The organism is Rhizobium sp. EC-SD404 (genome assembly GCF_902498825.1).
In the GTDB taxonomy this organism is placed as follows: domain Bacteria; phylum Pseudomonadota; class Alphaproteobacteria; order Rhizobiales; family Rhizobiaceae; genus Georhizobium.
The window spans coordinates 2815567-2841386 of record NZ_LR701459.1; the positions used below are offsets into that span (position 1 = coordinate 2815567).

General features: G+C 62.1%; 32 protein-coding genes and 1 pseudogene. 12 read left to right on the forward strand and 21 right to left on the reverse strand.

The genetic code is table 11. The annotated features are described in order from the left end of the window. Positions 1-45: 45 nt before the first annotated feature. Positions 46-996 carry a lytic transglycosylase domain-containing protein gene (locus GC125_RS14395; protein ID WP_151986278.1) on the forward strand — a complete coding sequence of 317 codons (951 nt, stop codon included), beginning with the start codon at positions 46-48 and terminating at the stop codon, positions 994-996. A 90-nt stretch (positions 997-1086) separates the two neighbouring features. After that, the gene (locus GC125_RS14400) at positions 1087-1851 is read left to right on the forward strand and encodes an SDR family NAD(P)-dependent oxidoreductase (RefSeq protein WP_151986279.1); all 765 of its coding nucleotides are present in this window, start codon (positions 1087-1089) and stop codon (positions 1849-1851) included. Positions 1852-1869: 18 nt separating this feature from the next. Here GC125_RS14400 and modC read toward each other — a convergent pair whose 3' ends face one another. From modC to GC125_RS14435, 7 genes are read right to left on the reverse strand one after another with little or no spacing between them, the layout of a single operon-like run. Next, on the reverse strand, positions 1870-2985 hold the full coding sequence (gene modC, locus GC125_RS14405) for a molybdenum ABC transporter ATP-binding protein (protein WP_151986280.1): 1116 nt from the start codon (positions 2983-2985) through the stop codon (positions 1870-1872). After that, entirely contained in the window at positions 2985-3626 is a 642-nt protein-coding gene (gene modB, locus GC125_RS14410) for a molybdate ABC transporter permease subunit (protein WP_286165661.1), read from the reverse strand. Before modB ends, modC begins: the two co-directional genes overlap by 1 nt. Positions 3627-3680: 54 nt before the next feature. After that, positions 3681-4493, reverse strand: a complete 813-nt coding sequence (gene modA / locus GC125_RS14415) for a molybdate ABC transporter substrate-binding protein (protein ID WP_286165521.1) — start codon at positions 4491-4493, stop codon at positions 3681-3683. Between the two features lie 38 nt (positions 4494-4531). Further along, a complete protein-coding gene (locus tag GC125_RS14420; RefSeq protein ID WP_151986282.1) occupies positions 4532-4903 on the reverse strand; it encodes a winged helix-turn-helix domain-containing protein in 372 nt (123 codons plus the stop codon). 9 nt (positions 4904-4912) lie between these two features. Continuing rightward, complete coding sequence (locus GC125_RS14425; RefSeq protein WP_151986283.1) at positions 4913-5689, reverse strand: SDR family NAD(P)-dependent oxidoreductase; 777 nt, start codon at positions 5687-5689, stop codon at positions 4913-4915. After that, positions 5682-6722, reverse strand: a complete 1041-nt coding sequence (locus GC125_RS14430) for a phosphotransferase (RefSeq protein ID WP_502706062.1) — start codon at positions 6720-6722, stop codon at positions 5682-5684. Before GC125_RS14430 ends, GC125_RS14425 begins: the two co-directional genes overlap by 8 nt. Beyond that, entirely contained in the window at positions 6722-7543 is an 822-nt protein-coding gene (locus GC125_RS14435) for an SDR family oxidoreductase (RefSeq protein WP_151986284.1), read from the reverse strand. The genes GC125_RS14430 and GC125_RS14435 overlap by 1 nt, the downstream gene beginning before the upstream one ends. Positions 7544-7618: 75 nt before the next feature. On the opposite strand from GC125_RS14435, the gene GC125_RS14440 reads away from it, so the two are divergent. The 6 genes from GC125_RS14440 (at position 7619) to GC125_RS14465 (ending at position 12251) form a co-directional block, all read left to right on the forward strand. Further along, a complete protein-coding gene (locus GC125_RS14440) occupies positions 7619-8860 on the forward strand; it encodes an acyl-CoA dehydrogenase family protein (RefSeq protein WP_151986285.1) in 1242 nt (413 codons plus the stop codon). After that, the gene (locus GC125_RS14445; RefSeq protein ID WP_151986286.1) at positions 8857-9828 is read left to right on the forward strand and encodes an NADPH:quinone oxidoreductase family protein; all 972 of its coding nucleotides are present in this window, start codon (positions 8857-8859) and stop codon (positions 9826-9828) included. The genes GC125_RS14440 and GC125_RS14445 overlap by 4 nt, the downstream gene beginning before the upstream one ends. Before the next feature lie 86 nt (positions 9829-9914). Next, positions 9915-10460: a hypothetical protein gene (locus GC125_RS14450; RefSeq protein ID WP_151986287.1), complete on the forward strand. Its 546-nt coding sequence runs from the start codon at positions 9915-9917 to the stop codon at positions 10458-10460. A 54-nt stretch (positions 10461-10514) separates the two neighbouring features. After that, positions 10515-10928 (forward strand): phage holin family protein, encoded by a 414-nt coding sequence (locus GC125_RS14455; protein WP_151986288.1) that lies wholly within the window; start codon positions 10515-10517, stop codon positions 10926-10928. Continuing rightward, positions 10912-11895, forward strand: coding sequence for a hypothetical protein (locus GC125_RS14460; RefSeq protein WP_151986289.1), 984 nt, complete (start codon positions 10912-10914; stop codon positions 11893-11895). The genes GC125_RS14455 and GC125_RS14460 overlap by 17 nt, the downstream gene beginning before the upstream one ends. 158 nt (positions 11896-12053) lie before the next feature. Then, positions 12054-12251: a CsbD family protein gene (locus GC125_RS14465; protein WP_151986290.1), complete on the forward strand. Its 198-nt coding sequence runs from the start codon at positions 12054-12056 to the stop codon at positions 12249-12251. A 139-nt stretch (positions 12252-12390) separates the two neighbouring features. Here the strand turns inward: GC125_RS14465 and GC125_RS14470 are convergent, their stop codons facing one another. Further along, positions 12391-13188 carry a response regulator gene (locus GC125_RS14470; protein ID WP_151986291.1) on the reverse strand — a complete coding sequence of 266 codons (798 nt, stop codon included), beginning with the start codon at positions 13186-13188 and terminating at the stop codon, positions 12391-12393. 158 nt (positions 13189-13346) lie between these two features. Between GC125_RS14470 and GC125_RS14475 the strand changes: the two genes are divergently transcribed. Together GC125_RS14475 and GC125_RS14480 are read left to right on the forward strand one after the other, a co-directional pair. Further along, positions 13347-13538, forward strand: a complete 192-nt coding sequence (locus tag GC125_RS14475; RefSeq protein ID WP_126009759.1) for a NepR family anti-sigma factor — start codon at positions 13347-13349, stop codon at positions 13536-13538. Further along, positions 13531-14103, forward strand: coding sequence for a sigma-70 family RNA polymerase sigma factor (locus tag GC125_RS14480; protein WP_151986292.1), 573 nt, complete (start codon positions 13531-13533; stop codon positions 14101-14103). The genes GC125_RS14475 and GC125_RS14480 overlap by 8 nt, the downstream gene beginning before the upstream one ends. Before the next feature lie 38 nt (positions 14104-14141). Here GC125_RS14480 and GC125_RS14485 read toward each other — a convergent pair whose 3' ends face one another. Then, on the reverse strand, positions 14142-14504 hold the full coding sequence (locus tag GC125_RS14485) for a response regulator (protein WP_199864584.1): 363 nt from the start codon (positions 14502-14504) through the stop codon (positions 14142-14144). Positions 14505-14841: 337 nt separating this feature from the next. On the opposite strand from GC125_RS14485, the gene GC125_RS14490 reads away from it, so the two are divergent. Beyond that, positions 14842-15582: a Crp/Fnr family transcriptional regulator gene (locus GC125_RS14490; RefSeq protein WP_199864585.1), complete on the forward strand. Its 741-nt coding sequence runs from the start codon at positions 14842-14844 to the stop codon at positions 15580-15582. Positions 15583-15678: 96 nt separating this feature from the next. On the opposite strand, the gene GC125_RS14495 is transcribed toward GC125_RS14490, so the two are convergent. From GC125_RS14495 to aptA, 12 genes and pseudogenes are all read right to left on the reverse strand, one after another. Beyond that, a complete protein-coding gene (locus GC125_RS14495) occupies positions 15679-15927 on the reverse strand; it encodes a YMGG-like glycine zipper-containing protein (protein WP_151986295.1) in 249 nt (82 codons plus the stop codon). A gap of 131 nt (positions 15928-16058) precedes the next feature. Further along, entirely contained in the window at positions 16059-16379 is a 321-nt protein-coding gene (locus GC125_RS14500; protein ID WP_151986296.1) for a hypothetical protein, read from the reverse strand. Between the two features lie 115 nt (positions 16380-16494). Further along, entirely contained in the window at positions 16495-17481 is a 987-nt protein-coding gene (locus GC125_RS14505; RefSeq protein ID WP_151986297.1) for an ABC transporter substrate-binding protein, read from the reverse strand. A 13-nt stretch (positions 17482-17494) separates the two neighbouring features. Further along, complete coding sequence (locus GC125_RS14510; RefSeq protein WP_151986298.1) at positions 17495-18370, reverse strand: ABC transporter permease; 876 nt, start codon at positions 18368-18370, stop codon at positions 17495-17497. Continuing rightward, entirely contained in the window at positions 18367-19269 is a 903-nt protein-coding gene (locus GC125_RS14515) for an ABC transporter permease (RefSeq protein ID WP_151986299.1), read from the reverse strand. Before GC125_RS14515 ends, GC125_RS14510 begins: the two co-directional genes overlap by 4 nt. Positions 19270-19281: 12 nt before the next feature. Further along, positions 19282-20088, reverse strand: a complete 807-nt coding sequence (locus tag GC125_RS14520) for an ABC transporter ATP-binding protein (protein WP_502706101.1) — start codon at positions 20086-20088, stop codon at positions 19282-19284. Between the two features lie 26 nt (positions 20089-20114). Beyond that, on the reverse strand, positions 20115-21572 hold the full coding sequence (gene hydA / locus GC125_RS14525) for a dihydropyrimidinase (RefSeq protein WP_151986301.1): 1458 nt from the start codon (positions 21570-21572) through the stop codon (positions 20115-20117). A 13-nt stretch (positions 21573-21585) separates the two neighbouring features. Next, positions 21586-21711, reverse strand: coding sequence for a hypothetical protein (locus GC125_RS20265; RefSeq protein ID WP_286165522.1), 126 nt, complete (start codon positions 21709-21711; stop codon positions 21586-21588). 125 nt (positions 21712-21836) lie between these two features. Beyond that, a pseudogene (locus tag GC125_RS20270) lies at positions 21837-21917 on the reverse strand (type II toxin-antitoxin system PemK/MazF family toxin); the annotation flags it as partial. Continuing rightward, positions 21914-22135: an antitoxin MazE-like protein gene (locus GC125_RS14535; RefSeq protein WP_199864586.1), complete on the reverse strand. Its 222-nt coding sequence runs from the start codon at positions 22133-22135 to the stop codon at positions 21914-21916. The gene GC125_RS14535 and the pseudogene GC125_RS20270, both read right to left, overlap by 4 nt. 33 nt (positions 22136-22168) lie before the next feature. Next, on the reverse strand, positions 22169-23416 hold the full coding sequence (locus GC125_RS14540; protein ID WP_151986303.1) for a Zn-dependent hydrolase: 1248 nt from the start codon (positions 23414-23416) through the stop codon (positions 22169-22171). Between the two features lie 54 nt (positions 23417-23470). After that, a complete protein-coding gene (gene aptA, locus GC125_RS14545; protein ID WP_151986304.1) occupies positions 23471-24796 on the reverse strand; it encodes an omega-aminotransferase AptA in 1326 nt (441 codons plus the stop codon). A gap of 332 nt (positions 24797-25128) precedes the next feature. Here aptA and GC125_RS14550 point away from each other — a divergent pair, with 332 nt between their 5' ends. Continuing rightward, a complete protein-coding gene (locus GC125_RS14550) occupies positions 25129-25806 on the forward strand; it encodes a TetR family transcriptional regulator C-terminal domain-containing protein (protein ID WP_151986305.1) in 678 nt (225 codons plus the stop codon). Positions 25807-25820 lie beyond the last annotated feature (14 nt).

Consider the following 25820-nt stretch of genomic DNA (forward strand, 5'->3'; position numbering starts at 1 on the left):
AAGCTGGAGCGAGGAATTCTTGGGCGAACGAGCTGGCGGATCCCGATGAGCATTGTGCCTTCCTGTCTGCGCGCCTTGCTGCTGGCGCTTCTCGTGGCGGCAGCACCGGTCATGGTCGCAAAGGCGGCCGAACTGTCCGCCGAACATGATGCGATCGAAGAAGCCCGCTGCGGCTGGCGCCATGCCGTGGCACTGCCCGGCCGCCTGCCGGCCGATATCTGCATCCGTTCCGATCATTTCGCCGAAGACATCTGCCGGACGATCGAGGGACTGTCCGCAGGCCATGATCTGCCGGCCGGCTTCTTCGCGCGGCTGATCTGGCAGGAAAGCCGCTTCGATCCGAATGCGGTGAGCCCCGCCGGCGCGCAAGGTATCGCGCAGTTCATCCCGTCGACGGCGCGGCTCAGGGCACTCTCGGATCCCTTCAACCCGGCGGAGGCCCTTGCCCGGTCGGCCCATTATCTCGCCGAGATGAAGGAGCGATTCGGCAGCCTCGGCTTCGCCGCGATCGGCTACAATGCAGGCGAGGAGCGCGCCCGACGCTTTCTGGCGGGTGACACTTTCATGCCGGGCGAAACGCGCGCCTATGTCCACATCATTACCGGGCGCGGCGTCGAGCAGTGGCGCGACGATCCACCGACGGATCTCGATTTCGCGCTCGCCACCGATGTGCCGTTTACCCAAGCCTGCCTGGAGCTCGCGAAGAACAGCCGCATGAGCGAGATGCGGATGGCTGCGGGAGACTGGAAGCCGTGGGGCGTTCAGCTGGGATCGGATTTCTCGCGCGCGAATGCCGAGCGCATCTTTGCCCGCGTCCAGTCGCGCACCCCGGCGCTCGCCGGCGAAACGCCCATTTTCGTGGCCGAGCGCAACCGCAGTTTCGGCAGCCGGAGCCGCACCGCCGTGCGCGTCGGCCGCGACACGCGCGAAGAAAGCCAGGCGCTGTGTGCCGACATAAGGCGAGCCGGTGGCTTCTGCTTGGTCGTGCGCAACTGACGCCACGCGCCCTTTCGCGCAACAGCCGCTTGCAAGCTTCGCCGCAACGCCGATAGAACGCGTCCAACGAAGCGGTGTGGAGACTTGATCATGGACATCAATGGAGTAGCGGCAATCGTCACGGGTGGCGCGTCCGGGCTCGGTGCGGCAACGGCGCGGGCACTGGCGAAAGCAGGCGCCAAGGTGGCCCTCGTCGATCATAACGAAGCGGGCGCCATAAAGGTCGCCGACGAAATTGGCGGCATCGGCATCGGCTGCGACGTCTCCAGCGCCGAGCAGGCCGAAGACGCAGTGAAACGCGCGGAAGAAGCCCATGGCCCGGCCCGCATCCTCGTCAACTGCGCCGGCATTGCCCCTGCCAAGAAAGTTCTGTCGAAGTCGGGCGTCATGCCGCTCGACGAGTTCCGCAAGGCCATCGAGGTCAATCTGATCGGCACGTTCAACTTCCTGCGCCTCGTGGCGGAGCGCGCGGCCAATCTAGATCCGGTTTCCGAAAGCGGCGAGCGCGGCGTGATCATCAACACCGCTTCCGTCGCCGCCTATGAAGGCCAGATCGGCCAGACGGCTTATGCCGCATCGAAGGGTGGCGTGAAGGCGCTGACGCTGCCGGCCGCACGCGAGTTCGCGCAGATCGGCATTCGCGTCTGCTGCATTGCGCCGGGCATCTTCGAAACGCCGATGCTGCTCGGCTTGCCAGAGCCGGCGCAAAAGAGCCTCGGCGCCTCGGTGCCCTTCCCGTCCCGCCTCGGCAAGCCGGACGAATACGCCAAGCTCGTGCTCGCTATTCTCGACAACGAGATGCTGAACGGCGAGACGATACGCCTCGACGGCGCGCTGCGCATGGCGCCGAAGTAAGCCCCAAAATGCGTCGGCTCAGGCACCATCCTGGCGGTGGGTCTGGGCCGGACGTTCGATCGCGATCGACTTGACGAGAACGAAGACCGGCCTGCCTTCGGCAAGCTCCAGTTCGGCAACGGCCATGCGCGTGACACGGGCGCGAACACCGACACCCGCGACATCCACCAGCACTTCCGCATAGGCCGTTTCGGCCTCCGCCGCGATCTGGCGCACAGTGCCGGAAAGAACGTTGCGGATGGAAAGCCCGCTCGGCCGCTCCGTGGCCAGCGCAACGTCGCGGGCGCGCAACCTGACCTTCACCATCTGACCGATCACGCCGTCGATGCGCGGCACGAGCAGCATCTGGCCGCGATGATCGAGCTTGGTCATCACCCACTCGGCATTATGACCGACGATCTGAGCAGTCAGCGTCACGCCCGCCTCGAAACGCCCTGTCAGCGGCCCGAGGTCGATGCGTGACAGCACGTCCTCGACCGGCCCCTTGGCGGCGACGCGGCCGCCCGAAAGCACGATCATTCGGTCGGCGAGCTGTCCCACCTCCTCCACCGCATGCGTGACGTAGATGATCGGGATCGAAAACCTGCGCGGCAGGCTTGCGATATGCGGCAGGATTTCGGCTTTGCGCCCGCCATCCAGCGCGGCCAGCGGTTCGTCAAGCAGCAGCAGACGCGGCCGCGAAAGCAGGGTTCGGGCGATGGCGACGCGCTGTCGTTCGCCGCCGGAAAGCGCCGTGACGGATCGGTCGAGCAGCGGCACGAGATCAAGCGCATCGACGACATCGTCGAAGGTCGGCTTATCACTGATCTTGCGCGAGCGGCGGTCGGCAAAAGCAAGATTTCCTCTTACCGAGAGATGTGCGAAGAGCCGCGCATCCTGGAACACATAGCCGACGCCGCGCCGTTCGGTCGGCACGAATTGCCGCGTCGATGTTTGTTGCCAAACGTCCTGGTCGAAGCGCACATGGCCGGTTGCCTCGCGGTCGAGCCCAGAGAGGATGCGCAGAAGCGTGCTCTTGCCGCAGCCGGAATGGCCGAAAAGCGCCGTGATGCCGGTCAGCGGGATCGCTTCTTCCACCTGGAGATCGAAGGCGCCGAAGCGGCGCGCGATGGCTATGTCGAGCATCACCATCATCAGACCGTCTTCAACGGAAAGCGGCGGTTGAGCGTGTAGACCGTCATCAACACCACGAAGGAAAAGACGAGCATGATGGCAGACAGCACATGCGCCTCCGCATAGCGTAGTGTCTCCACGTTCTCGTAGATCGCGATCGAGATGACGCGCGTCTCGCCGGGGATGTTGCCGCCCACCATGAGCACGACGCCGAATTCGCCGACCGTGTGCGCGAACGTCAGCACGATCGCCGTCAGGAACCCGCGGGCCGCAAGCGGCGCGGCTACGAAGAAGAAGCGGTCGAACGGCCCTGCCCGCAACGTCGCGGCCGCTTCCAGCGGCGCCTTGCCCACGGACTCGAATGCGGCCTGAAGCGGCTGCACCATAAAGGGCAGCGAATAGAAGACGGACGCAATCACAAGCCCGATGAACGAGAAGGTCAGCGTCGTGTCCGTCAGGCTCACCCAGAATGCGCCGAGCGGCGCGCGTGGGCTCATCAGGACCAGCAGATAGAAGCCGATTACGGTGGGCGGCAGCACGAGCGGCAATGCCGTCAGAGCTTCGACCACCGGCTTGAGGCGGGCGCGCGTATGCGCAAGCCACCAGGCGAGCGGCGTGCCGAGGATGAGCAGCACGAGCGTCGTCACTGCCGCCAACTGCATCGTCAAGATGAGTGGGCCCATATCTGGGATGGGGATAGAGGATAGCATCAGGCCCTATTCTGTGGCGTAGCCATAGTCTTCGATAATGGCTTTTGCCGGCGCGCTGGCAAGGTATTCGATGAACGCTGTCGCGGCCTCCTTGTCGCCACCCCGAGTTGTCAAAACAGCATCCTGACGGATCGACTCGTAAAAGTCCTGCGGCACATCCCAGCGGCTGCCGGGCTGCTCGTTCGACGGGCTCAACACATAGGAAAGCGCGACAAAGCCGGCTTCTGCATTGCCGGTCGCCACCATGGCATGGGTCTGGCCGATGTTTTCGCCGCGCACGATTTTGGGCTCAAGCGTCTCCCATAGCTCTAGCGCTTCCAGCGTCTGGCGCGCGGCAAGCCCATAGGGAGCCACGTCGGGATTGGCGATCGCGAGTGCGCGGAATGCGTTGGCTTCGAGAAACGCTGCGCCGTCGTCCACGATCAATGCCTCGTCTGCGCTCCACAATGTCAGCTTGCCTATCGCATAGGTGAAGCGCGTTCCTTCGACCGTACCGCCCTCGGCTTCCAGTTGCTCCACGGTGCGCTGGTCGGCGGAGAGAAACACGTCGAAGGGCGCACCATTGATGATCTGCGCAAAAAGCTGACCGGTCGAACCTGCCGAGATCCTCAGCGTGTGATCGGTTTCAACCTCGAATGCCTCGGCGAGAACCTCGGCAACCTCGGCAAAGTTCGCGGCCACGGCAAGTGTCGCTTCCGCCGCGTGCGCGGGCTGAGCGCTGATCCCTGCAGCGAATGCGAGCGCGGCGAAGGTAGACGCGCGGAGCGTTGCACGCAATTTCAGCATGGCCGAATTCGCCCGATAGGTCTGGTCAAACATATCGGCAAGGAACCAGAGATGGAGCGGCCACGCAACCGTTATTTCCGTTCGGACATATCGGAAAGCATCGCCTTCAGTTGCTTGACCTCTCCCACGCTTTCGGCGACGGCGCGCGCCTCCATCTGCCGGTAGAGCGCAAGTGCCGCCACCCCCGCCTCGGTCAGCACCGCGCCGCCGCGCTCGGAGCCGCCTTTGGAGGTTTCGACAAGCGGGTCTGCGAAGTTCCGGTTCAGCGTTTCGATCAACGTCCAGGCGCGCTTGTAGCTCATGCCCATGCGCCGGCCCGCAGCTGCGATCGAACCGGTCTCGCGGATCCCGTCGAGCAGGTCCGCCTTGCCGGGCCCGAACGCGACATCGGGGCCGAGCACGACGCGCAGCCTGACGGTCGGGTCGCTCTTCGAATGGGTCATGAGGAAAGCCTAGCCAGCGGTGATGCCGCCGTCGACATTCAATGTTTGACCCGTGATGAAACTCGACGCGGGCGACGCGGCATAGAGCACGGATTCGACGACGTCCTCGACGCTGGCCAGCCGCCGCATCGGGATGCCCTTGGCCAGCAGATCAACTTCCGGGCCGCCTTTCGTGATGGTCTCGGTCACCATCGCGGTCGGGGAAAATGTCGGGCAGATCGCGTTGACGCGCACGCCATGGCGGGCATTTTCGAGCGCGGCCGATTTCGTCAGCCCGACGACGCCGTGTTTCGCCGCCGCATAGACCGCGAGCCCATTGGCGCCGATGACGCCGGCAATGGAGGCGATGTTGACGATGGCGGACGGTTGACCGGTGTCGGCGAAGCGCTGGCGCATTGGCGGCAACTGATGCCGCATGCCGTGGATCACACCCATGAGATTGACGGCGATCAGCCGCTCCGCCTCAGCTGCCGTGGTCTCGTGCAGCGACTTGAAGGCGGTCGCGATCCCGGCATTGTTGATGGCGACATCGATCGCGCCGAACCGGTCGAGCGCGGCAGCGACGAGACGCGCCGATGTCTCTTCATCAACGATGTCGCCGGCGAGCAGCACCGTTTCGCAATCGAGATCTGCCGTGCACTCGGCAAGCAGCGTCTCGTTGCGATCGGCGAGAACGAGTCGCGCGCTTTCGGATGCGAACCTTTTCGCCATCGCCTGCCCGAAACCCCCGGCCGCTCCGGTGATGAGGACGACAGCGCCTGCGAACGGTCCGCCCCGCTCACCCATTGCGGATCACGTCCATCGCCTCAGAAGCGATCAGCGGGATCGCGCGGCCCATTTCGCGCGCGCGTTCCGGATTCGACGCATTGCCGTCGACGGCGCGCTTCAGCACGCCCTGCAGGATCGCGCCGAGGCGGAAGAAGGCAAAGGCCAGATAGAAGCGCCAATTGTCGATGCGATCGATGCCGCGCAGCCGGCAATAGGTCGCGACGTAGTCCTCTTCGCTGGGGATGCCGAGTGCTGCGCGATCAAGCCCACCCAGTCCCTTGAACGTGCTGTCATGCGGCAGCCGAAGCTGCATGCACTGGTAGGAGAGATCGGCGTAGGGGTGGCCGAGCGTCGACAGCTCCCAGTCGAGAACGCCCAGGATCGTCGCGCTGTCCTTGGCGAAGATCATGTTATCCATGCGGAAGTCGCCATGCACCAGCGACACCTGCCCATCATCCTCCGGCAGGTTTTCGGACAACCAATCGATCAGCGCATCCATGTCGGGGATCGGATCGATGACGCTTGCGCGGTACTGCTCGCTCCAGCGCTTCAGCTGGCGCTCGAAATAATTGCCGGGCCGCCCGAAATCGGAAAGCCCGGCAGCCTCGATGTCGACATCGTGCAGCGCAGCCAGTGCCTCCACCATCGCGTCGTAGATTGCCTGTCGTTCGGAACCGGGAAGCTCGGGCAGTGCCGGATCCCAAAGGATGCGCCCGTCCAGATGCTCCATGACGAAGAACATCCGGCCGATGACGGACTCCTCGGGCGAGAGATAGTGGACCTGCGGAACCGGCACATCCGTTCCCGCAAGCGCGCGCATGACGCGGAACTCACGATCGACCTGATGCGCGGATTTCAAGAGCTGCCCGGGCGGCTTGGCGCGCAGCACGAAGCGGCGATCCGCCGTGACGATCAGATAGGTCGGATTGGACTGACCGGTGTCGAACTTCCGCAATTCGCTGATGCGGCCGAAGCCCTCGATCTCACCGGCCAGAAGCGCTTCCAGCGCATCGATGTCCGGCATGTCCACGATATCCGTCGCCGACGCCATCACTGAAAATCCTTGAATAGGCGGTTGCTGTCATGCGCGGACATGCCGCCATCCAGCGGCAGGATCGCGCCCGAAATATAGGCGCCGGCCTTTGAGCAGAGATAGAGCGTGGCGCCGGCGATATCGTCCGGGGATCCGATGCGCCCGAGTGGCACGCCGCGACCGACGATATCGGCCTTCTCGTCCGTGCCGGTGGCAAACGCCGTCATCTTGCTTTGGAAAGGTCCAGGCGCGAAGGCGTTGACGGTGATGCGGCGTGCCGCAAACTCATTGGCCAGAATACGCGTCAAATGATGCACCGCGGCCTTCGCAGCCGAATAGGAATAGGCGCCATCGGCAAGCGGCACAGTGCCCATAACCGAGCCGAGATTGATGACGCGCGCCGGGTCCGCATCGCTTGCGGCCTTGTCGAGCAGCGGCAGGAGGTCGCGCGTCAACGTGAAAAGACCCGCGACATTGACGTTCATGACTTTCTGCCAAGCGGCATGAGGAAAGGTCTCGAGCGGCTCGCCCCAGGAAATACCGGCATTGTTGACGAGGATGTTCAGGCGGTCGGTGCGCTGCGCCAGTTCCGCTACAAGCGCCTTCACGCCCTCCTCGCTGCCGACATCGCCGGCAAAGCCTTCAGCCCGTCCGGGCGCGTCGAGGCCATTGAGCTCTTCCGCGACCGCTTCGCAGTCCGCGCCCTTGCGCGAAGCGATGTAGACATGCGCGCCGCCCTGGACGAGCGCCGTCGCAGCCATGCGTCCGATGCCGGTGGCACCGCCCGTCACGAGCGCCGTCTTGTCCTTGACCGTAAAGAGGTCCTCCAGATAGGCCATATGCATCCTCCGCCTTGTCCTCATCGATCCTTAGTCGATGGAGCCAGCGAAGGACAACCGAGGAGGAAGGATGAGATGGGCGCCATGGACCTTGGAATGACGGAACGGCTCATCCCGATCCACGCTGAGGTGAAGCAGATGATCGAAGAGGAGATCGCCCCGCTCGACGAGGAGTTTCTGGCGGAAGTCGGCAACGGTGATCGCTGGACGCACACGCTGCGCCAGAGCGAAATCCTCTCCTCATTGAAGGCGAAGGCGCGCGAGCGCGGCCTCTGGAATTTTTGGCTGACCGACAGCGAGCGCGGCTTCGGCCTGACGACGGTCGAATATGCCTATCTGGCCGAGGAAATGGGCAAGTCGCACCTGGCGGCAGAGATATTCAACTGCGCTGCGCCCGACACCGGCAACATGGAAGTGCTCGAACGCTATGGCTCGACCACCCACAAAGAGCGTTGGCTGAAGCCCCTGCTCGCCGGTGACATCCGCTCGGCCTATCTGATGACGGAGCCGGACGTCGCGTCCTCAGACGCAACCAACATCGCCATGCGGTGCGAACGCGATGGCGACCACTATGTGCTGAACGGCGAGAAATGGTGGGCGTCGGGTGCCGGCGATCCACGCTGCGCCGTTTTGATCGTCATGGTGCGGACCGGCGGTGAGGACGCACCGCGTCACCGCCGCCATTCCATGCTTGTCGTCGATGCGAAGACGCCCGGCATCGAGAAGCTGCGTGCCATGGAAGTCTATGGCGACGATGACGCGCCACACGGGCATCTGCATCTGCGCTTTACCGATGTGCGCGTGCCGGTCGACGACCTGCTCGTCGGCGAAGGGCGCGGCTTCGAGATCGCGCAAGGGCGGCTGGGTCCCGGCCGCATACACCATTGCATGCGCGCAATCGGCCAGGCGGAGCGTGCGCTCGAACTCATGTGCCGGCGCGCCGTCGAGCGCGAAGCCTTCGGCAAACGCCTGTCAGATCTCGGCGCCAACCACGACATCATCGCGGAGTGCCGCATGGAAATCGAGATGGCGCGGCTTCTCTGCCTGCGCGCCGCCTTCGCCATGGACCAGAAGGATGCGAAAGCCGCAGCACCCTGGATCAGCCAGATCAAGGTCGTCGCGCCGAATGTCGCGCTCAAGGTTGTCGATCAAGCGGTGCAGATGTTCGGCGGCCAGGGCGTGTCGCAGGATACGCCGCTCGCGCGCATGTGGACCCATCTGCGCACGCTGCGTCTTGCTGACGGACCCGACGCCGTCCACCGTCGCCAGGTGGCGCGCAACGAACTGAGCCGCTACCGGGAAGGATCCGCCAAATGACCAGAGCCATCCTCTGCCGCGCATTCGGCCCACTCGATCAATTGCGGCTGGAGACGATCGAGCTCAAGGCACCGGCTGCAAACGAAGTGCAGATTCGAGCGGAAGCGATCGGCGTCAACTATCCGGACGGATTGCTGGTGCAGGGTCTCTATCAGATGAAGCCGCAAACGCCGTTCATCCCCGGCATGGAAGTCGCCGGCACGATCACGGCCCTGGGCGAGAACGTCGAAGGCTTCGCGATAGGCGACCGCGTCGCGGCGCTGCTGACGACCGGCGGGTATGCGAGCGAGATCGGGACCGATACGGCCAATCTGATCGCTCTGCACGATCACGTGTCGTTCGATGACGCTTGCGCCCTGCTCTGTGCCTACGGCACGTCGCATCATGCGCTGAAACAGCGTGCGGCGCTCCAGCCGGGCGAAACGCTGCTGGTGCTGGGCGCTGCGGGCTCCACTGGCATTGCCGCCATCCAGATCGGCAAGGCGATGGGCGCGCATGTCATTGCGGTCGCGTCTAGCGATGACAAGCGTGCTCTGGCGCTGGCGAATGGTGCCGATCTCGCACTCGGATACGATGACCTGAAAGATGCGGTGAAGCGCCAGACCGATGGCAAGGGCGTCGATGTTGTCTTCGATCCTGTGGGAGGCGATGCATTCGATACGGCAACGCGCCTGATGGCGCGCAACGGCCGGTTGCTCGTCGTCGGTTTCGCAGCGGGACGTATTCCGAGCCTTCCCGTCAACCTCGCGCTGGTGAAGGAATTCGCCGTCGTCGGCGTCTTCTGGGGCAACTTCATCGCCAAGGAACGCGCACTCTACGTAGACAACATGCGCGAGCTTTTCGCCTGGCATGCGGATGGACGTGTCAGACCGCATATCGGCGGCAAGCGCCCGCTTGCCGAAGCAGCGAGTGTGTTAAGCGAAATCATGCAGCGCGGCGCGCGGGGCAAAACTGTGCTTGTTCCATGATACTGCCGCGCCGCAACCTTACATAAGCAAATGTGGAACAAGTCATCTTCCGTCGCGTTGAGGGGGCAACGAAACGGAGGCGGACGATGTCCACGAAAGCAAGTATTGAACGCACGGCGAACGAAGTCTTCGAAACCGTCGAAGATCAGGTCGGCCGGTTTGCAGGCAAGGCCTACGAGACTGGACGGGCGCAGGCTGAAGCCGTCGTCGACGAACAGCGGAATGCATTCAAGAATTTCTGCATGACGATCGTACGTGCGCTACGCCGCGGCGGCGATGAGCTACGCGACGAAGGCTATGCGACGGTGGCGGGCATGGTCGACGATGTCGCAACAAAAGCAGAAGACATGACATCCAACGTCGACGATCTTGACATGCGCTCCGCAACGCAGCGCGTCGAAGATTTCGTGCGCGAAAAGCCGCTGGTTGCCTATGGCGCCTTGGCAATCGCAGGCTTCCTCGTTGCGAACACTTTGCAGTCTGCGGCGCAGCACCGCCAGCAGCGCAACATCGCAGCACCCCGTCCGGCATCCAAGCCGCGCACCGTTCAGTCCCGCGCACCGCGCCAGACAGCGGCAGCAAAGCCGGCTGGAACGACGACCCGCAAGCGCACGGCAAAGTCGACCGCCTGAGGCAATTGACCAGTTGCGTACCCGGCGCCTTTCGCGCCGAGCATTGAGAGAACGATGACCGATCCACAACGACCGATCCAACCGCCATCGCTGATCCAGAACGTGCGGGCTTTGTTTGAAGACACGATCGATCTCTTCCGAAAGGAGATCGAGCTCGCAAAGGCGGAATTCTCGGAAAAATTGTCCCAGGCTCAGAGTGGCCTGACGATGATTTTCTGCGGACTCTTGTTCTGTGCCGTCGCAACCTTCCTGCTGGCTCAGGCGTTGGTTGCATGGCTTGCGATTTATCTCGGCCCCGCCGGTGCTGCACTCGCAATCGGCGCAGTCGTTCTTCTGTTCGGTGTCATCGCCCTCTGGATCGGTGCCGCGCGACTGAAGCCACAAAATTTGAAACCCGTCAGAACCATTCGCGCCACAAGCGAGAATGCGACCCAATTCAAGGAGACCTTCAATGACAAAATCAAGTGAGCGCATCGAAGAAGAAATCGACGGCCTGCGTGAACGCATGAAAGATCGGATCGACACCACTGCCCGCGAATTCTCGCCGAAGGCACTGGCTGCACGCGTTACCGGCCAAGAAGATCCTTCTGCCAGCGAGATGCTCGACTGGGCGGTGCAGAAAGCACGCAACAACCCGCTGTCGACAGCACTTGTCGCACTCGGTGTTCTTGGCCTCGCGACGCAGTCCAGCGAACGCACCCGCCTTCTCTCGCGTCGTGACGTCGACAAGGGCACGCAGCGCATTCGCGGTTACGCTTCCAAGGCGTCCGATACAGCTCGCGGCCTGATTCATGATACCGCTGACGTGGCTGTGGAAGCAGCGGACGACGCCGTTCATTATGCCCGCGAAACCGCTGAAAGCGCGAGCCGCGCCGTGACGCGTTCGGCCCATGATGCCGAACTGGCTGCACGCCGTGCCGCTCGTTATTCGGCCGACACCACTCAGGAAGGCGTCGAGTGGGTAAAGCGCAACCCGACTGCAACCGGCTTGTTCGCACTGGCGATCGGTGCTGCTGCTGCCTCCATGTTCGCAGCGCGCCGCAGCCAGGACCCGGTACTCGCAGCGCTCTCCGACGACGACGATGATGCAATGCCTGCGCGTCGTGCACCAGTGAAGCGTGCGCCTCGCGCCGCTCAGGCCGCATCCACGGCCGGCACCGCACGCAAGTCGACGCGCAAGTCTGCAGCAGCACAGCCGGCTGCCTCTGGCACCCGCAGGCGCTCGACTGCTGCTTCGCCCAAGACGGCAGCGGCCGGCGCTTCGGAAACTGTTCGCAAAGCGCGTCAGACCGGCGCCCGCAAGACGCCAGCAGCCGACAAAGCTACGAAGTCAACGACTGCGGCTGGCACCGGAAACAGCACCGCATCGACGACAGCCCAGTCGGCTGCGCCGGCAACGACCGCATCGACGACGACGACACCGCAGGTTCATTGATCGCGGTTCCGACCAAGCCCAAATCTGCAAAAAGCCCGGTTTCGACCGGGCTTTTTCTTGGCCGCCACCCGCAAATGTCGGAACCGGCTCCTGCCTGAAGCGTTTTTCTAATGAAGAAGCCAAGACGAGCTTCTCATCAACGAACAAGGAGATGCCTAATGAACTGGGACATCATCGAAGGTAAGTGGAACGAGTTCCGTGGCAAGGCCCAGCAGCAGTGGGGCAAGTTGACCGATGACGATCTCGATCGCGCCAAGGGCAGCCGCACGGAACTGGCAGGCCTTATCCAGCAGCGTTATGGCATCGAAAAAGACGAAGCAGAACGTCAGGTGGATGAGTGGCGTTCGCGCCACTAACCGGCAGTCACCATCTTAGCATTTCTAAAACGCCGCTCCTTCATCGAGCGGCGTTTTTGTATTGGCGCCAAATAAAGAAAAAGCCCGATGCGATCGATGATCGCATCGGGCTTTGATAGGTCCGAACTCGTGCGGAGCGTCAGGCTGCCGATTTCTTGTCGGACTGACGGTTGAAGAACAGTGCCTGGCTGATGAGAGCCCTCACCATATCTGGCTGGAAAGGCTTCGTTACAAGGAAAGCAGGCTCTGGCCGCTTGCCCGTCAGGAGCTGCTCCGGATATGCCGTAATGAAGATCACCGGAACGTCGGTTTCCTTGAGGATGTCGTTCACTGCATCAATGCCGGAGCTGCCATCGGCGAGCTGAATGTCCGACAGAATGATGCCGGGCTTCTTCTTGGCGAAAAGCGCGTTTGCTTCAGAGTGCGTGCGCGCAATGCCGGTAACCGAGTGGCCGAGGTCGATGACCAGGTTCTCGATGTCCATGGCAATTAGCGGCTCGTCTTCGATGATCATCACATCGGTCGCAACCTGCTGAGCGATGTCACGCGATGCCTGAACGAGCAGCTCGGAAAAGTCGTCTTCCGACATGGACAGGATTTCGGCACCCTCCGACTTCGAGAATCCTTCGACGGCAACGAGAAGGAAAGCCTGACGCGGCAACGGCGCGATCATCTGGAGGTTATGATCGCTCTTGTCCATGCCACCGAGACCAGAGTGCGGGGTGACATTCACCTCGATGGACTTCCAGATCGTTGCAAAGGTTTTATAGAGCCCGATCTTTGCATCGTGGCCACGTGGAAACAGATCGACATCGGCAATCAGCGCCTCGAGCACCGCCGTGACGTAAGCGTCGCCGCTGCTTTGGGAACCGGTAAGCGAGCGTGCAAAACGCCGCAAGAATGGAAGGTGCGGAGCAAGCTCGGCAGCTAAAGACATATGGAACTCCCTCGAATGGGCGCGCTATGGAAAGTCGGATGTGCGTCGCCGTGTGATAAACAATCGAATGTCAAAAAAAGTTCCCTATAGACTGGAACAATTTTGAACAAGCTGCGTTGCCCGGCTGCGAGTAGGGGTCGGAAAGGATACCATTGCATATGAATTCAACTAAGAGTGAGGGATCCGGTGGCGCAGCGTCGCAGCGGCCGCTGGACGATCTCTCGTCGTCGCAAATCGGCAAACGCCTGAAGTCCATGTACGACGAAGTGGCGCAAGAACCCGTCCCCGATAAATTCATGGACCTGCTCGCCAGCCTGGAGCGCGCAGAAAAGGATCGCTCGAATGGGTGAGCCTGATCCCGCCGACCTGTCGGCGTTCCGAAAGGATCTTCTCGCCGTCGTTCCCAACCTGCGCGCGTTCGCAATGTCGCTGATCGGTTCGGCCGACAGAGCAGACGACCTTGTCCAGGAAACGTTGATGAAGGCGTGGGCGAAACAGTCCAGTTTCGAACGCGGCACCAATCTCAAGGCCTGGCTGTTCACCATTCTGCGCAACGAGTTCTACACTCAAATGCGTAAAAAGGGCCGTGAAGTTTCAGACGCTGATGGCATCCATGCCGCGCGGATGGCCGGCCATCCCGAACAGATGGGTCACCTTGACCTGCAGGACTTCCGCAAGGCACTCGAGCTGCTTCCTGCCGACCAGAAGGAAGCGATCATCCTGGTTGGTGGCTCGGGCTTTTCCTATGAAGAAGCCGCCGAGATCTGCAATTGCGCCATCGGCACGATCAAGAGCCGTGTCAGCCGCGCACGCACGCGCCTTGCAGAACTGATGAGCGTCGAAGCGGACGATGAATTCGGTCCAGATGCCGTGACGCGTCAGATCATGACCGGCTCGAGCCGTTCGAACATGTAACGCGTTCAGCCGGATCGAAAGATCCGGCTGGTCCCCTGCTATCGATTCTTCAGCAAATCCTGGATGACCTGCTTGAGCCTGTCAAAGTGATAGGGCTTTTCGAGATAGGGTACGTCCGGGAATTCGGTCGCGACCTCTTCCGGCTTGGCGTAGCCCGAGGTGAAGACGAACGGAATGCCCCGCGCCTTGATCGTCTTTGCGAATTCGATCGAATTTCCATCCGACAGTGACAGGTCTAAAACGGCCAGATCAAAGCGGTCGGACCGGTTGATGGCTTCGATAGCCTCGACCAGGTCCTGAAAGATCACAACGCTGTTGGCACCCAACTCCAGCAATGCCTGCTCGGCTTCATACGCGATAAGAAACGCGTCTTCTAATATAAGAGCAGACAAATTGGACAAGGGACCGCCACCTTCCGGGGGCAAATTCATTTATGAAGAACCTGTTAACTGGAAATCGTCGCCGATGTAACGTGTAGCCCCCGCTCCCGTCTTTTACTTATGACATAGCAATTGCCGACGCAATTGGGCATCTGGTCTTCTGGAACACGAATTTCGCGGCTGGAAACACATACGGACAGGCATGACGAATGCAGGGGATTCCGGCGACGAAAGCGCTGGGATCACCGGCCCTGCACATGCTATCAGTATGCTTGGTAGGGGCACGGGGGTGTGCCCCCAGTTTGGGCATTAGCGGTTCAGAATGGCAACGACCATCAAGAGTGCGACTTCAGCCGCAATGAGCGCTGCTGTACATCGGCTTGCCAACACCGTTCTCTTGAACGAAGAGGAAGTCGACTTCTTCGAACAACTTCAGATCAACCGCGTCGCCTATCAGCGCGGCGAAGATCTCGTCGTCGATGGCGACGACTTCCGCGTGTGCTTTCTGGTGCGTCGCGGTTGGGCCATCAAGTACAAGATCACCAAGGCAGGCCGCCGTCAGATCATCGGAGTGGCTCTTCCCGGCGACTTCATCGGCCTCCACATCAATTTCCAGAGGCGCGCATCCTACTCGGTCGCTGCTCTGACGGAACTCGAGACCGCCGTGATCGAGCCGATCAGGCTGCTCGAAGTCTATCAGAAATATCCGGTTCTCGCGTCTGGCCTGGACTGGATGGCCGTGCGTAACTTCAACATTCTCAGCGAGCACAATGTTTCGCTCGGCGCCCGCCCCGCCAGCCAGCGCATTCTGCATTTCATGCTGGAGCTCTGGTGCAGACTGCGCGTCATCGGCGGCGCCGACGAAAACGGCTTCAAGCTGATGATGACGCAAGAGCAGATCTCCGACACGATGGGCCTTTCACTTGTTCACACGAACAAGAATTTGCGCAAGCTTCAGCGCGAAGGCCTACTTTCTGTGAACAATGGGATCGTCGGATTTCCCGACCCTGCCCGGTCGATCGAATACGCAGATTTCGATGAGCGATTCCTGGATAATTTCCAGGAGAACCGACTGGTCGCGAGCGTCGTTTCACGCTGACGGCACGGCTGTCGCCGTCACACCTCCACAACTCAAATCGCACAAAAAAGCGCGCCGCATTTCTGCGGCGCGCTTGAATGCGATCTTGAATCGATATCAGCAAGCAGCTGTGTAGCGACGGCCGTAGCGATCTTCGTAGATGCACTGGTTGTTGTTCTCAGACGCGCGGCCGATCAATGCGCCGCCGACTGCGCCCGCTGCACCACCGATCAGAGCGCCATCCGTACCGCCAACTGCCGCACCGATTGCTGCGCCGCCAACGCCACCGACGACAGCACCCTGCTGCGTCTGCGTGCATGCTGCGAGCGGGAGGGCGAGAAGGGCGATTGCGAGTGTCTTTTTCATGATGTTATTCCCATAACCGAAACTGGAGCGGAGACTTCCGCGGGTGACCGATTGCAAGACCGGGAGCCCACACTCCCCTCCGACGCCTGGCATCGCACACGAAACGCGAAAGTCGCCGATTGGTTCCGGGCTTACTGACGCGATGTCTTCGTTACGGCGACGTCGCTCGAGGCATAAAGTGAGTCGCCCGCGACGACATCGACCAGAAGCTCACCGCTCGTGTTGAAGTCCCATGCAACGATCGCGTCCTGCTCGAAATCAGCCGGGTCAACGACTGCGCACTGACCATAAACCACGGGGTGGTCGTTGCTGATGCTGCGCAGGACAGGCTCCATCTCCTGCTCGCACATCTGCACCGTTTCATAACCGACGGTCGGTGCGGAAAGTTCACGGCATTCGATATCGCCGTGGCCACACCCGATAAGCACCATAATCGCTGCAATATGTTCCATCGGTTCGTCCTCTCATGGGATCGTTTCGATGGAAAAATGCAGCCGGCGGGACTTGGTTCCGCCGGCTGCACAGAATTCAAACCGATGTCAAGCGCCCGATGCGAGCGCGTGCCGTTCAGAGCTGGTCGGTGACGACCGTCGAGAACGCGCCTTCCGGCTCGGCACTGATGGCCGGGTTGTCCGGCGACACGGCGTTCAGCAGCGTCTGGACCGTTTGGTCGTAAGCTGCCTCGTCGAGTGCTGCACTGTCGCCCACGAGCGCTGCCGCTTCTTCGACCTGATAGACCTGGCTTTCAAGCTGAAGCGCGCCGGACATGTCGTTCTCCAAAACGATTTCGGCAGCCTCCTGCGGATTCTCCTTGGCGTACTCCCAGCCACGCATGGACGCGCGAACGAAGCGAACCATCTTGTCGACGAAGGCTTCGTCGGCCAGGTCTTCCTCAAGCACGTAGATGCCGTCTTCCAGCATGCCGACGCCTTGATCGAGGAAGTTGAAGACGGTCAGGCTGTCTTCAGGAATGCCGGCATCGAGGATCTGCTTGTACTCGTTGTAGCGCATGGTGGAGATGCAGTCGGCCTGGCCCTGCAGCAGCGGGTCGGCGGAGAAGGCCTGGCGCAGCACTTCGACGCCCTCGTCGCCACCTTCGGTCTCGTAGCCGAGCTTCGCCATCCAGGCATAGAACGGATACTCGTTGCCGAAGAACCAGACGCCGAGCGTCTTGCCGGGGAAGTCGTCGGTGGACGTTACGCCGCTTTCTTCCGAGCAGACGAGTTGCAGCGCCGAGCCCTGGAATGGCTGTGCGATGTTGACGATCGGCACGCCGCGCTCGCGCGCAGCAAGGGCTGCCGCCATCCAGGTCGTGATCACGTCGGCACCACCACCGGCAATGACCTGCTCGGGCGCGATGTCCGGACCGCCCGGGTTGATCGTGACGTCGAGGCCTTCCTCTTCGTAGTAGCCGAGATCTTTGGCGACCAAATAACCGGCGAACTGACCCTGGTTCACCCATTTCAGCTGGAAGGTCAGCGGTTCCAGATCCTGGGCGTGGGCGCCCGTCATCATCAGGCCGGCAAGCATCGTGGAGGCGAGAAGTTTCTTCATTGTGCCATTCCCCTTATTGTCCCGTCCGTCCACCACGGACCGACGGATGCCAGAAGGTGACGCGCTTCTCGAGGAGCGCGATCAACCCGTAAAAGAGCGAGCCGGCGAGCGCGGCAACCGCGATCTCGGCCCAAACCATATCCACCTGCAGGCGCCCGATGGCCGACGAAATTCGGAACCCCATGCCGACGATCGGCGTGCCGAAGAATTCCGCCACGATCGCGCCGATCAACGCCAGCGTCGAGTTGATCTTCAGCGCATTGAAGATGAACGGCCAGGCGGCAGGAAGACGCAGCTTGAAAAGCCCCTGCCAGTAGCTGGCCGCATATGTGTGCATCAGGTCGCGTTCCATCGCATTGGCGGCGGCAAGGCCGGCGACGGTATTCACCAGCATCGGGAAAAACGTCATCACGACGACGACGGCCGCCTTCGACTGCCAGTCGAAACCGAACCACATCACCATGATCGGCGCGATGCCGACGAGCGGCAGCGCGGAGACGAAGCTCCCGATCGGCAGCAGGCCACGCTTGAGAAAAGGAGAGCGGTCGATCGCGATGGCGACGACGAGTCCCGACGCGCAGCCGATGGCGTAGCCGATGAGAACCGATTTCAGGAAGGTCTGACGAAAATCGGCCCAGAGCGTCGGCACGGAATTAGTGATCTGCACCCAGATGGCGGATGGTGGCGGCAACAGCACCGGCGGAACGTTGAAGCCGCGCACCAGGCCTTCCCATAGTGCAAGCAGCGAGACGCCGAAGAGCAGCGGAACGACGAGATCGATCGCGCGGCGGGTGCTCGCCTTTCGCGTCTCGACCCGCACGAGATATTCGTTGGCCGCCCAGCAACCCAGCCAAACGACGAGCGCGAATGCGATCCATCCGCCGTTCATGGCCGGACTCCCATGCGCTTCAGCACGATGCGCTCGACGACACCGATCACGAAGATCAGCGTCGCGGAAAGCGCCGCCGCCATGAAGAGAGCCGCCCAGATTTGCGTGGTCTGGCCGTAATAGCTGCCGGCAAGCAGGCGCGAACCGAGACCGCCGGCAGCACCTGTCGGCAATTCGCCGACGATCGCCCCGACGAGGCTCGCCGCGACGCCGACCTTCATCGATGTGAAGAGATAGGGCATCGCACTCGGCCAGCGCAACTTTCCGAACACCTGGCCGCGTGAGGAGTGATACGTCCGCATGAGATCGAGTTGCAGCGCATCGGGGCTGCGAAAGCCCTTCACCATACCGACGACGACGGGGAAGAACGACAGATAGGTGGAGATCAGCGATTTCGGCACGAGGCCGGTCAGGCCAATGGATGCGAGAACGACCACGATCATAGGCGCGATCGCAAGGATCGGGATCGTCTGCGATGCGATCAGCCAAGGCATCAGCGACCGATCGACCGCGCGGTTGTGCACGATCAGGACGGCGAGCGCGATGCCGAGCGCCGTGCCCATGACGAAGCCGAGCAACGTCGCCGAGAGCGTGATCCAGGCGTGGTAGACGAGGCTGCGGCGCGAGGTGACCTCCTGCATCGCCACCGAATTCCACAGTTCCACCAGAACCTGGTGCGGCGCCGGCAGAACCGGCCGGTCCTGCGCGAATGTGCCGGCGATGAACTGCCAGACCGTCCAGTCCGCCTGGCCGGCGCGATCGAACACCTGCAACTGCCAACGCGCATTGAGCCAGATCGTGCAGGCATACCAGATGACGAGGATGGCAAGCACCATCGTCGCCACCGGCACGGCGCGGCCCTCGGTCAGGCGTCGACGGGGGGCTGTGATCGTCGTCATTGCACGCAGTGCTCAATCATAGCTGTGCCCTGCCCTGAGGCCGTCACGGACGCGCGCGGCAATGGCGAGGAACTCCGGTGTTTCGCGGATCTCCAGCGGACGGTCCTCGCCGAGGTCGCAATCGATCACTTCGTGGATGCGGCCCGGTCTCGGGCTCATCACAACGATCTTCGTCGAAAGGAAGACGGCCTCCGGGATCGAGTGTGTGACGAAAGCCACGGTCTTTTGCGTCTTTGCCCAAAGCTGCAGCAACTGCTCGTTCAGATGGTCGCGCACGATCTCGTCCAGCGCGCCGAAGGGCTCGTCCATCAAAAGCATGTCCGGATCGAACGACAGGGCGCGCGCGATCGATGCGCGCTGCTGCATGCCGCCGGACAGTTGCCAGGGGAACTTGTTCTCGAAGCCAGAGAGATCGACCAGCGAGAGATTGTCGCGGATACGCTTCTGACGCTCGGCCGCGCTGAAGCCCATGACCTCGAGCGGCAGTGCGATGTTTTTGCCGATCGTGCGCCACGGATAGAGCGCCGGCGCCTGGAAGACATACCCGTAGGCCCGCGCCTTGCGCGCGGCTTCCGGGCTGAGCCCGTTGACCGAGATGGTGCCGCCGGTCGGCTGTTCCAGATCCGCTATCACGCGCAGAAGCGTTGTCTTGCCGCAGCCGGACGGGCCGATGAAGGACACGAACTCGCCCTGCCGGATCGTGAGATTGATCTTCGAAAGGGCATGGATGGGGCCGTCGCCGGTCTGGAAGGTGAGATCGAGGTCGCGCGCTTCGATGACCGGCTTGCCAAAGCTTGCCGCCACAGGATCGCTCTGCATCGTCTGTCCGGGCATCGCCACGTTCATCAGACCCCGCTCGCCGGAATGCCGGTGCGCTCGACCTTGCGGGGAGCGGTCAGTTCCTTCCAGGTGGAGAGCGCGCGGTTGACCGGCTGATCAGGCTTGCGCGCGACGAACTGGCCGTGGCCCATGCGCCCTTCAAAGCCGCCGTCACGCACAGCGACATGGCCGCGCGTGAGAACGAAGCGCGGCAGGCCTGTCACTTCGACACCCTCGAACACGTTGTAGTCGATCGCCGAGGCCTGCGTGTCCGCGGAGATCGTCTTCTTCGCCTTCGGGTCGAGCACGATGATGTCGGCATCGGCACCGACGAGAATCGCGCCTTTCTTCGGGTACATGTTGAGGATCTTCGCGATGTTCGTCGACGTCGCCGCCACGAACTCGTTCATTGTCAACCTGCCTGTCGCGACGCCCTTCGTCCAAAGCACCGGCAGGCGGTCTTCAAGGCCGCCCGTGCCGTTGGGGATCTTGGTGAAATCGTCGCGGCCGTACCGCTTCTGCTCTGTGGTGAACGCGCAGTGGTCCGTCGCCACCACCTGCAGCGAACCGGCTGCAAGGCCCGCCCAAAGACCGTCCTGATGCAGTTTGGAACGGAATGGCGGCGACATGACGCGACGTGCGGCGTGATCCCAATCGGGGTGCTGGTATTCACTTTCGTCGAGGACCAGATGCTGGATGAGCGGCTCGCCATAGACGCGCTTGCCGAGTTGGCGGGCACGGCGGATCGCCTCATGCGCTTCTTCGCACGAGACGTGGACGATATAGAGCGGAACCCCCGCCATGTCGGCGATCATGATGGCACGGTTGGCCGCCTCGCCTTCCACCTGCGGAGGGCGCGAATAGGCATGTGCTTCCGGGCCGTTGTTGCCATTGGCGAGCAGCTTCTGCTGGAGCGAGGCGACGACGTCGCCGTTCTCGGCATGGACGAGCGGCAGCGCGCCAAGCTCGGCGCAGCGCTGGAAAGACGCGTACATCTCATCGTCATTGACCATGAGCGCGCCCTTGTAGGCCATGAAATGCTTGAAGGTGTTGATGCCCTTCTCGCGAACGACCGTCTCCATCTCGTTGAAGACCTGCTCGCCCCACCAGGTGACCGCCATGTGGAAGGAGTAGTCGCACATCGCCTTGGTCGACTTGTTGTCCCAGGCCTGCAGCGCTTCGAGCAGCGACTGCCCCGGCGCGGGCAGGCAGAAATCGACGACCATAGTCGTGCCACCGGTCAACGCCGCCCTGGTGCCACTCTCGAAATCATCCGACGAATAGGTGCCCATGAAGGGCATCTCCAGATGGGTATGCGGATCAATGCCGCCCGGCATCACATAGCAACCCGTCGCGTCCAGCACCTCGTCGCCCGCAAGGTTCGGCCCGATCTGCGTGATCACCCCGTTTTCGATCAGCACATCGGCTTCATAGGTGAGATCGGCGGTGACGACCGTACCGTTCTTGATGACTTTGGTGGACATGAATGCTCCCAAGTTAAAGGTCAACGAGGCCAAGGACGATCGTCAGGGACCGGGCCAAATGGTTCATCGTGTCGTCATCCATCCGCCCGATGGCCTCCCCGATGCGCGATCGATTGGCCGACTGAATCTTGTCCACCATAATCTCCGACGGCAATCTAAGTCCGTTCTCGATCGTGGGCTCGACGGCAACACGGAAAAACTCGGATCTGACGAAAAACTGCTCAGCGGGCACAGAACCACCGTCCGTAGATTGTCATTGAGCACATCTGCCTGGACAATGACTGCAGGTCGCGGTTTCCCGATGTCGCCTGGCAAGGAAACGACCACCACATCGCCTCGCCTCATATCTGGTCCTGGCCTTCCCACATGTCCTGCTGAACCGCGTCGATCCAATTGCCGATGTCTTCTTCCTCATCGGCCAGCGCGATCCTCTTCGCTTCAGCCACAGCGAGGGCAAGCATCTTCGGATTTGCGAAGTTCGGCACCCAGACCTCGATGGGTCGATACCCTTCCGCGATTAACTCAGCTCGTTCCTCTTCCGTCCGTTCTCTTGGCCGTCCCATGACTGCCTCCATCGATCCAATTGGCGTGCCAGTCTACTCCACGATCTCCGCCGTCTCCACGACCGCATGGAACAGGACGTCGGCGCCGGCTTTCGCCCATTCCTTGGAAATCTCTTCGTCCTCGTTGTGGCTGAGGCCGTCGACGCAGGGGCACATGACCATCGCGGTCGGCGCGACGCGGTTGATCCAGCAGGCGTCGTGACCGGCCCCCGATACGATGTCGCGGTGGCTGTAGCCAAGACGTTCGGCAGCGTCGCGGATAGCCTTGACGCAGCCCGCGTCGAAGGTGACGGGATCGAAATGTCCGACCGCTTCGATCTCGATCTCGATACCGAGCTCTGCCGCAATTTTCGGCGCCTCTGCCTCCAAACGTGCCTTCATCGCATCAAGCGTCGCCTGGTCGGGCGAGCGGAAGTCGACGGTGAAGACGACCTTGCCGGGGATCACGTTGCGCGAGTTCGGGAACACCTCGCAATGGCCGATCGCACCGACCGCGTTAGGCTGATGATCCATGGCGATGGTGTGGACGAGTTCGGTGATGCGCGCCATTCCGAGACCGGCATTGCGGCGCATCGGCATCGGCGTCGAGCCGGTATGGGCGTCCTTGCCGGTCAGCGTCACCTGCAGCCACCACAGCCCCTGGCCATGCGAGACGACACCGATATCTTTGCCTTCCAGCTCGAGGATCGGACCCTGCTCGATGTGCAGCTCGAAGAACGCCTTCATCTTTCGAACGCCGATCTTCTCTTCGCCCTTCCAGCCGATCCGCTCGAGCTCGGCGCCGAATTTCAGCCCCTTGGCGTCGGCACGCTCCAGCGCCCAGTCGAGCGCGTGGATGCCGGCAAAGACCCCGGAGGCGAGCATGGCCGGGGCGAAACGCGTGCCCTCCTCGTTCGTCCAGTTGGTGACGACGATCGGATGCTTGGTCTTGATGTCGAGATCGTTCAGCGTGCGGATGACTTCGAGCCCACCCAGAACACCGAGCACGCCGTCATATTTTCCGCCGGTCGGCTGCGTGTCGAGATGGCTGCCCACATAGACCGGAAGCGCGTCCGGGTCGGTGCCCTCGCGGCGATGGAACATGTTGCCCATCTCGTCGACGCCCATGGTGAGGCCCGCCTCGTCGCACCAGCGCTTGAAGAGATGCCGTCCCTCGCCGTCTTCGTCGGTCAAGGTCTGGCGATTGTTGCCACCCCTAAGGCCTGGGCCGATTTGCGCCATCTCCATCAGGCTGTCCCACAGGCGATCGCCGTCGATGCGCATGTTTCCAGCAAGTGCCATGGCGGTTCCTTCCATATAAGAAATGCTTTCGATTGGTGCGCGCAAAAAGCGCCGTCACTCGAGTGACGTCAGGATGTCCTTCAGCGTGTCGAAGATGAAATCGATCTGGCCCTTTTCGATGATCAGCGGCGGCGACAGCGCGATGATGTCCCCGGTCGTGCGGATGAGCAGCCCCGCGTCGTAGGCCTTGAGGAATGCCGAGAAGGCGCGCTTCGTCGGCAAGCCGGCGATCGGCTCCAGTTCGATTGCGCCCACCAGGCCGATCGAGCGCAGATCGATGACGTGCGGCAAGCCCTTGAGCGAATGGAGCGCTTCGGCAAAGTAGGGTGCAAGCTCGCTCGCACGGGTCAGCAGGCCTTCTTCCTGATAGGTGTCAAGTGTGCCGAGCGCGGCGGCGGAAGCGATCGGATTGCCCGAATAGGTATAGCCGTGGAAGAACTCGATCAGGTGCTCGGGGCCGGTCATGAAGGCATCGTAGATGTCCTTCTTCACAAACACCGCGCCCATCGGAATGACGCCGTTGGTCAGCCCCTTTGCCGTGACCATGATGTCCGGCGTAACGCCGAAATAGTCGGCCGCGAACGGCGTGCCGAGGCGGCCGTAACCGGTGATGACTTCATCGAAGATCAGAAGAATACCGTGCTGGTTGCAGATTTCGCGCAGCTTTTTCAGATAGCCCTTCGGCGGGACAAGCACGCCGGTTGAGCCGGCCACTGGCTCGACGATCACGGCAGCGATGGTCGATGGATCATGCAGGGTCGCGATCCGCAGCAGGTCGTCGGCCAGTTCCGCGCCATGCTCCGGCTCGCCGACCGTATAAGCGTTGCGGTCCAGATCATGCGTGTGGCGCATGTGGTCGACGCCGGTCAGCAGCGTTCCGAACATCTTGCGGTTGGTGACGATGCCGCCGACGGAAATGCCGCCGAAATTGACGCCGTGATAGCCGCGCTCGCGACCGATGAGCCGGAAGCGCGAGCCGTTGCCCTTGGCGCGCTGGTAGGCGATCGCGATCTTCAGCGCGGTGTCGACCGACTCCGAACCCGAATTGGTGAAGAAGACGTGGTCGAAGCCTTCCGGCGTGATCTGCGTCAGGCGCGAAGCAAGTTCGAACGCCTTCGGATGACCCATCTGGAAGGCCGGCGCGTAGTCAAGCTCGCCTGCCTGCTGGCGGATCGCCTCTACGATCTTCGGGCGATTGTGACCGGCGTTGCAGCACCAGAGACCTGCCGTGCCGTCAAGCACCTGGCGGCCGTCCGATGTCGTGTAATGCATGCGGTCGGCCGACACGAACATGCGCGGCGCTTGCTTGAACTGCCGGTTCGCGGTGAACGGCATCCAGAAAGCTTCAAGATTGTTGGTTCTCACAGGTGCGCTGGCCATGAGCGGCATGCCTCCCGCATGATCGTGGCCACTCGCCTGCCGCCATGCCTGAAAATGTTGATCCCCTGGCCAATCCGCCCGTCCCGCGCAAGCGGAGGTCTTTCTTCGCGAAGACCTTCAAAAACTTGACTGATTGGTCAAAATGTACGCTAGAAGAGCAGCATAGGCCGGTCAAGCCCGATTTCTGCAAGCCGCCGCTCCAGCCACAACCTCGTGTCCTGGGCCGAGTTGGGGCCCGGGTCGGGGCTGGTGTCGTGGCTCATACTAGCGGCTCGTCGAGCGGGCCAGATGGCGTGCGCGCGATGCCTTTCGGCCGGCTCGGGGGAATGGGAATGGACGTTCGTGCAAAGCCCAGATCGCGCAAGTCGCGGCTGTCGGAGGATCAACAACCGGCCGAGAAGCGCACGCGCATACAGGCGATCAACCGCGGCCTGATCATCGATGCGGCCCTCGACATTTTCTCCACCTACGGCTTTCGCGGATCGACGATCGATCAGATCGCGGAAAAGGCCGGCATGTCGAAGCCGAACCTCCTCTATTATTTCCCGCGCAAGGACGATATCTACGTCACGGTGCTGGAGAAGACGCTTGAGGAATGGCTCGACCCGTTCGAGGCGATCGATCCGAATGGCGACCCGATCGAGGAACTGCGCCGCTACATCACGCTGAAGCTCGAAATGTCGGCGCGCAAGCCCGAGGCCTCGCGGCTCTTCGCCAACGAGATTCTTCACGGCGCTCCCCGCATCGGGCATTTTCTCGAGACCCATTTGAAGAAACTGGTGCGCGAGAAGGCCGCCGTTCTCTCACGCTGGACCAGCGAAGGCCGGCTTGCGCCCGTCGATCCCTATCATCTGATCTTCAGCATCTGGGCAATGACGCAACACTACGCGGACTTCGACGTCCAGATCCGCGCCGTGCTCGGCCATCAGGTCGATCAGCCGGGCCACCACGAGCAGACCGCGCAGGCGGTGCTGACCATTCTCCTGAACGGCATCCGTCCGCGATCCTGAAATCGCGACCCGCA

Excerpts from the sequence above, each read along its gene's own strand:
- GC125_RS14395 (WP_151986278.1), top strand. The coding sequence starts at position 46 with ATGAGCATTGTGCCTTCCTGTCTGCGCGCCTTGCTGCTGGCGCTTCTC.
- GC125_RS14400 (WP_151986279.1), top strand. The coding sequence starts at position 1,087 with ATGGACATCAATGGAGTAGCGGCAATCGTCACGGGTGGCGCGTCCGGG.
- modC (WP_151986280.1), bottom strand. The coding sequence starts at position 2,985 with ATGATGGTGATGCTCGACATAGCCATCGCGCGCCGCTTCGGCGCCTTC.
- modB (WP_286165661.1), bottom strand. The coding sequence starts at position 3,626 with ATGCAGTTGGCGGCAGTGACGACGCTCGTGCTGCTCATCCTCGGCACG.
- modA (WP_286165521.1), bottom strand. The coding sequence starts at position 4,493 with ATGTTTGACCAGACCTATCGGGCGAATTCGGCCATGCTGAAATTGCGT.
- GC125_RS14420 (WP_151986282.1), bottom strand. The coding sequence starts at position 4,903 with ATGACCCATTCGAAGAGCGACCCGACCGTCAGGCTGCGCGTCGTGCTC.
- GC125_RS14425 (WP_151986283.1), bottom strand. The coding sequence starts at position 5,689 with ATGGGTGAGCGGGGCGGACCGTTCGCAGGCGCTGTCGTCCTCATCACC.
- GC125_RS14430 (WP_502706062.1), bottom strand. The coding sequence starts at position 6,722 with ATGGCGTCGGCGACGGATATCGTGGACATGCCGGACATCGATGCGCTG.
- GC125_RS14435 (WP_151986284.1), bottom strand. The coding sequence starts at position 7,543 with ATGGCCTATCTGGAGGACCTCTTTACGGTCAAGGACAAGACGGCGCTC.
- GC125_RS14440 (WP_151986285.1), top strand. The coding sequence starts at position 7,619 with ATGGGCGCCATGGACCTTGGAATGACGGAACGGCTCATCCCGATCCAC.
- GC125_RS14445 (WP_151986286.1), top strand. The coding sequence starts at position 8,857 with ATGACCAGAGCCATCCTCTGCCGCGCATTCGGCCCACTCGATCAATTG.
- GC125_RS14450 (WP_151986287.1), top strand. The coding sequence starts at position 9,915 with ATGTCCACGAAAGCAAGTATTGAACGCACGGCGAACGAAGTCTTCGAA.
- GC125_RS14455 (WP_151986288.1), top strand. The coding sequence starts at position 10,515 with ATGACCGATCCACAACGACCGATCCAACCGCCATCGCTGATCCAGAAC.
- GC125_RS14460 (WP_151986289.1), top strand. The coding sequence starts at position 10,912 with ATGACAAAATCAAGTGAGCGCATCGAAGAAGAAATCGACGGCCTGCGT.
- GC125_RS14465 (WP_151986290.1), top strand. The coding sequence starts at position 12,054 with ATGAACTGGGACATCATCGAAGGTAAGTGGAACGAGTTCCGTGGCAAG.
- GC125_RS14470 (WP_151986291.1), bottom strand. The coding sequence starts at position 13,188 with ATGTCTTTAGCTGCCGAGCTTGCTCCGCACCTTCCATTCTTGCGGCGT.
- GC125_RS14475 (WP_126009759.1), top strand. The coding sequence starts at position 13,347 with ATGAATTCAACTAAGAGTGAGGGATCCGGTGGCGCAGCGTCGCAGCGG.
- GC125_RS14480 (WP_151986292.1), top strand. The coding sequence starts at position 13,531 with ATGGGTGAGCCTGATCCCGCCGACCTGTCGGCGTTCCGAAAGGATCTT.
- GC125_RS14490 (WP_199864585.1), top strand. The coding sequence starts at position 14,842 with ATGAGCGCTGCTGTACATCGGCTTGCCAACACCGTTCTCTTGAACGAA.
- GC125_RS14495 (WP_151986295.1), bottom strand. The coding sequence starts at position 15,927 with ATGAAAAAGACACTCGCAATCGCCCTTCTCGCCCTCCCGCTCGCAGCA.
- GC125_RS14500 (WP_151986296.1), bottom strand. The coding sequence starts at position 16,379 with ATGGAACATATTGCAGCGATTATGGTGCTTATCGGGTGTGGCCACGGC.
- GC125_RS14505 (WP_151986297.1), bottom strand. The coding sequence starts at position 17,481 with ATGAAGAAACTTCTCGCCTCCACGATGCTTGCCGGCCTGATGATGACG.
- GC125_RS14510 (WP_151986298.1), bottom strand. The coding sequence starts at position 18,370 with ATGAACGGCGGATGGATCGCATTCGCGCTCGTCGTTTGGCTGGGTTGC.
- GC125_RS14515 (WP_151986299.1), bottom strand. The coding sequence starts at position 19,269 with ATGACGACGATCACAGCCCCCCGTCGACGCCTGACCGAGGGCCGCGCC.
- GC125_RS14520 (WP_502706101.1), bottom strand. The coding sequence starts at position 20,088 with ATGCAGAGCGATCCTGTGGCGGCAAGCTTTGGCAAGCCGGTCATCGAA.
- hydA (WP_151986301.1), bottom strand. The coding sequence starts at position 21,572 with ATGTCCACCAAAGTCATCAAGAACGGTACGGTCGTCACCGCCGATCTC.
- GC125_RS20265 (WP_286165522.1), bottom strand. The coding sequence starts at position 21,711 with ATGGTGGACAAGATTCAGTCGGCCAATCGATCGCGCATCGGGGAGGCC.
- GC125_RS14535 (WP_199864586.1), bottom strand. The coding sequence starts at position 22,135 with ATGGGACGGCCAAGAGAACGGACGGAAGAGGAACGAGCTGAGTTAATC.
- GC125_RS14540 (WP_151986303.1), bottom strand. The coding sequence starts at position 23,416 with ATGGCACTTGCTGGAAACATGCGCATCGACGGCGATCGCCTGTGGGAC.
- aptA (WP_151986304.1), bottom strand. The coding sequence starts at position 24,796 with ATGGCCAGCGCACCTGTGAGAACCAACAATCTTGAAGCTTTCTGGATG.
- GC125_RS14550 (WP_151986305.1), top strand. The coding sequence starts at position 25,129 with ATGGACGTTCGTGCAAAGCCCAGATCGCGCAAGTCGCGGCTGTCGGAG.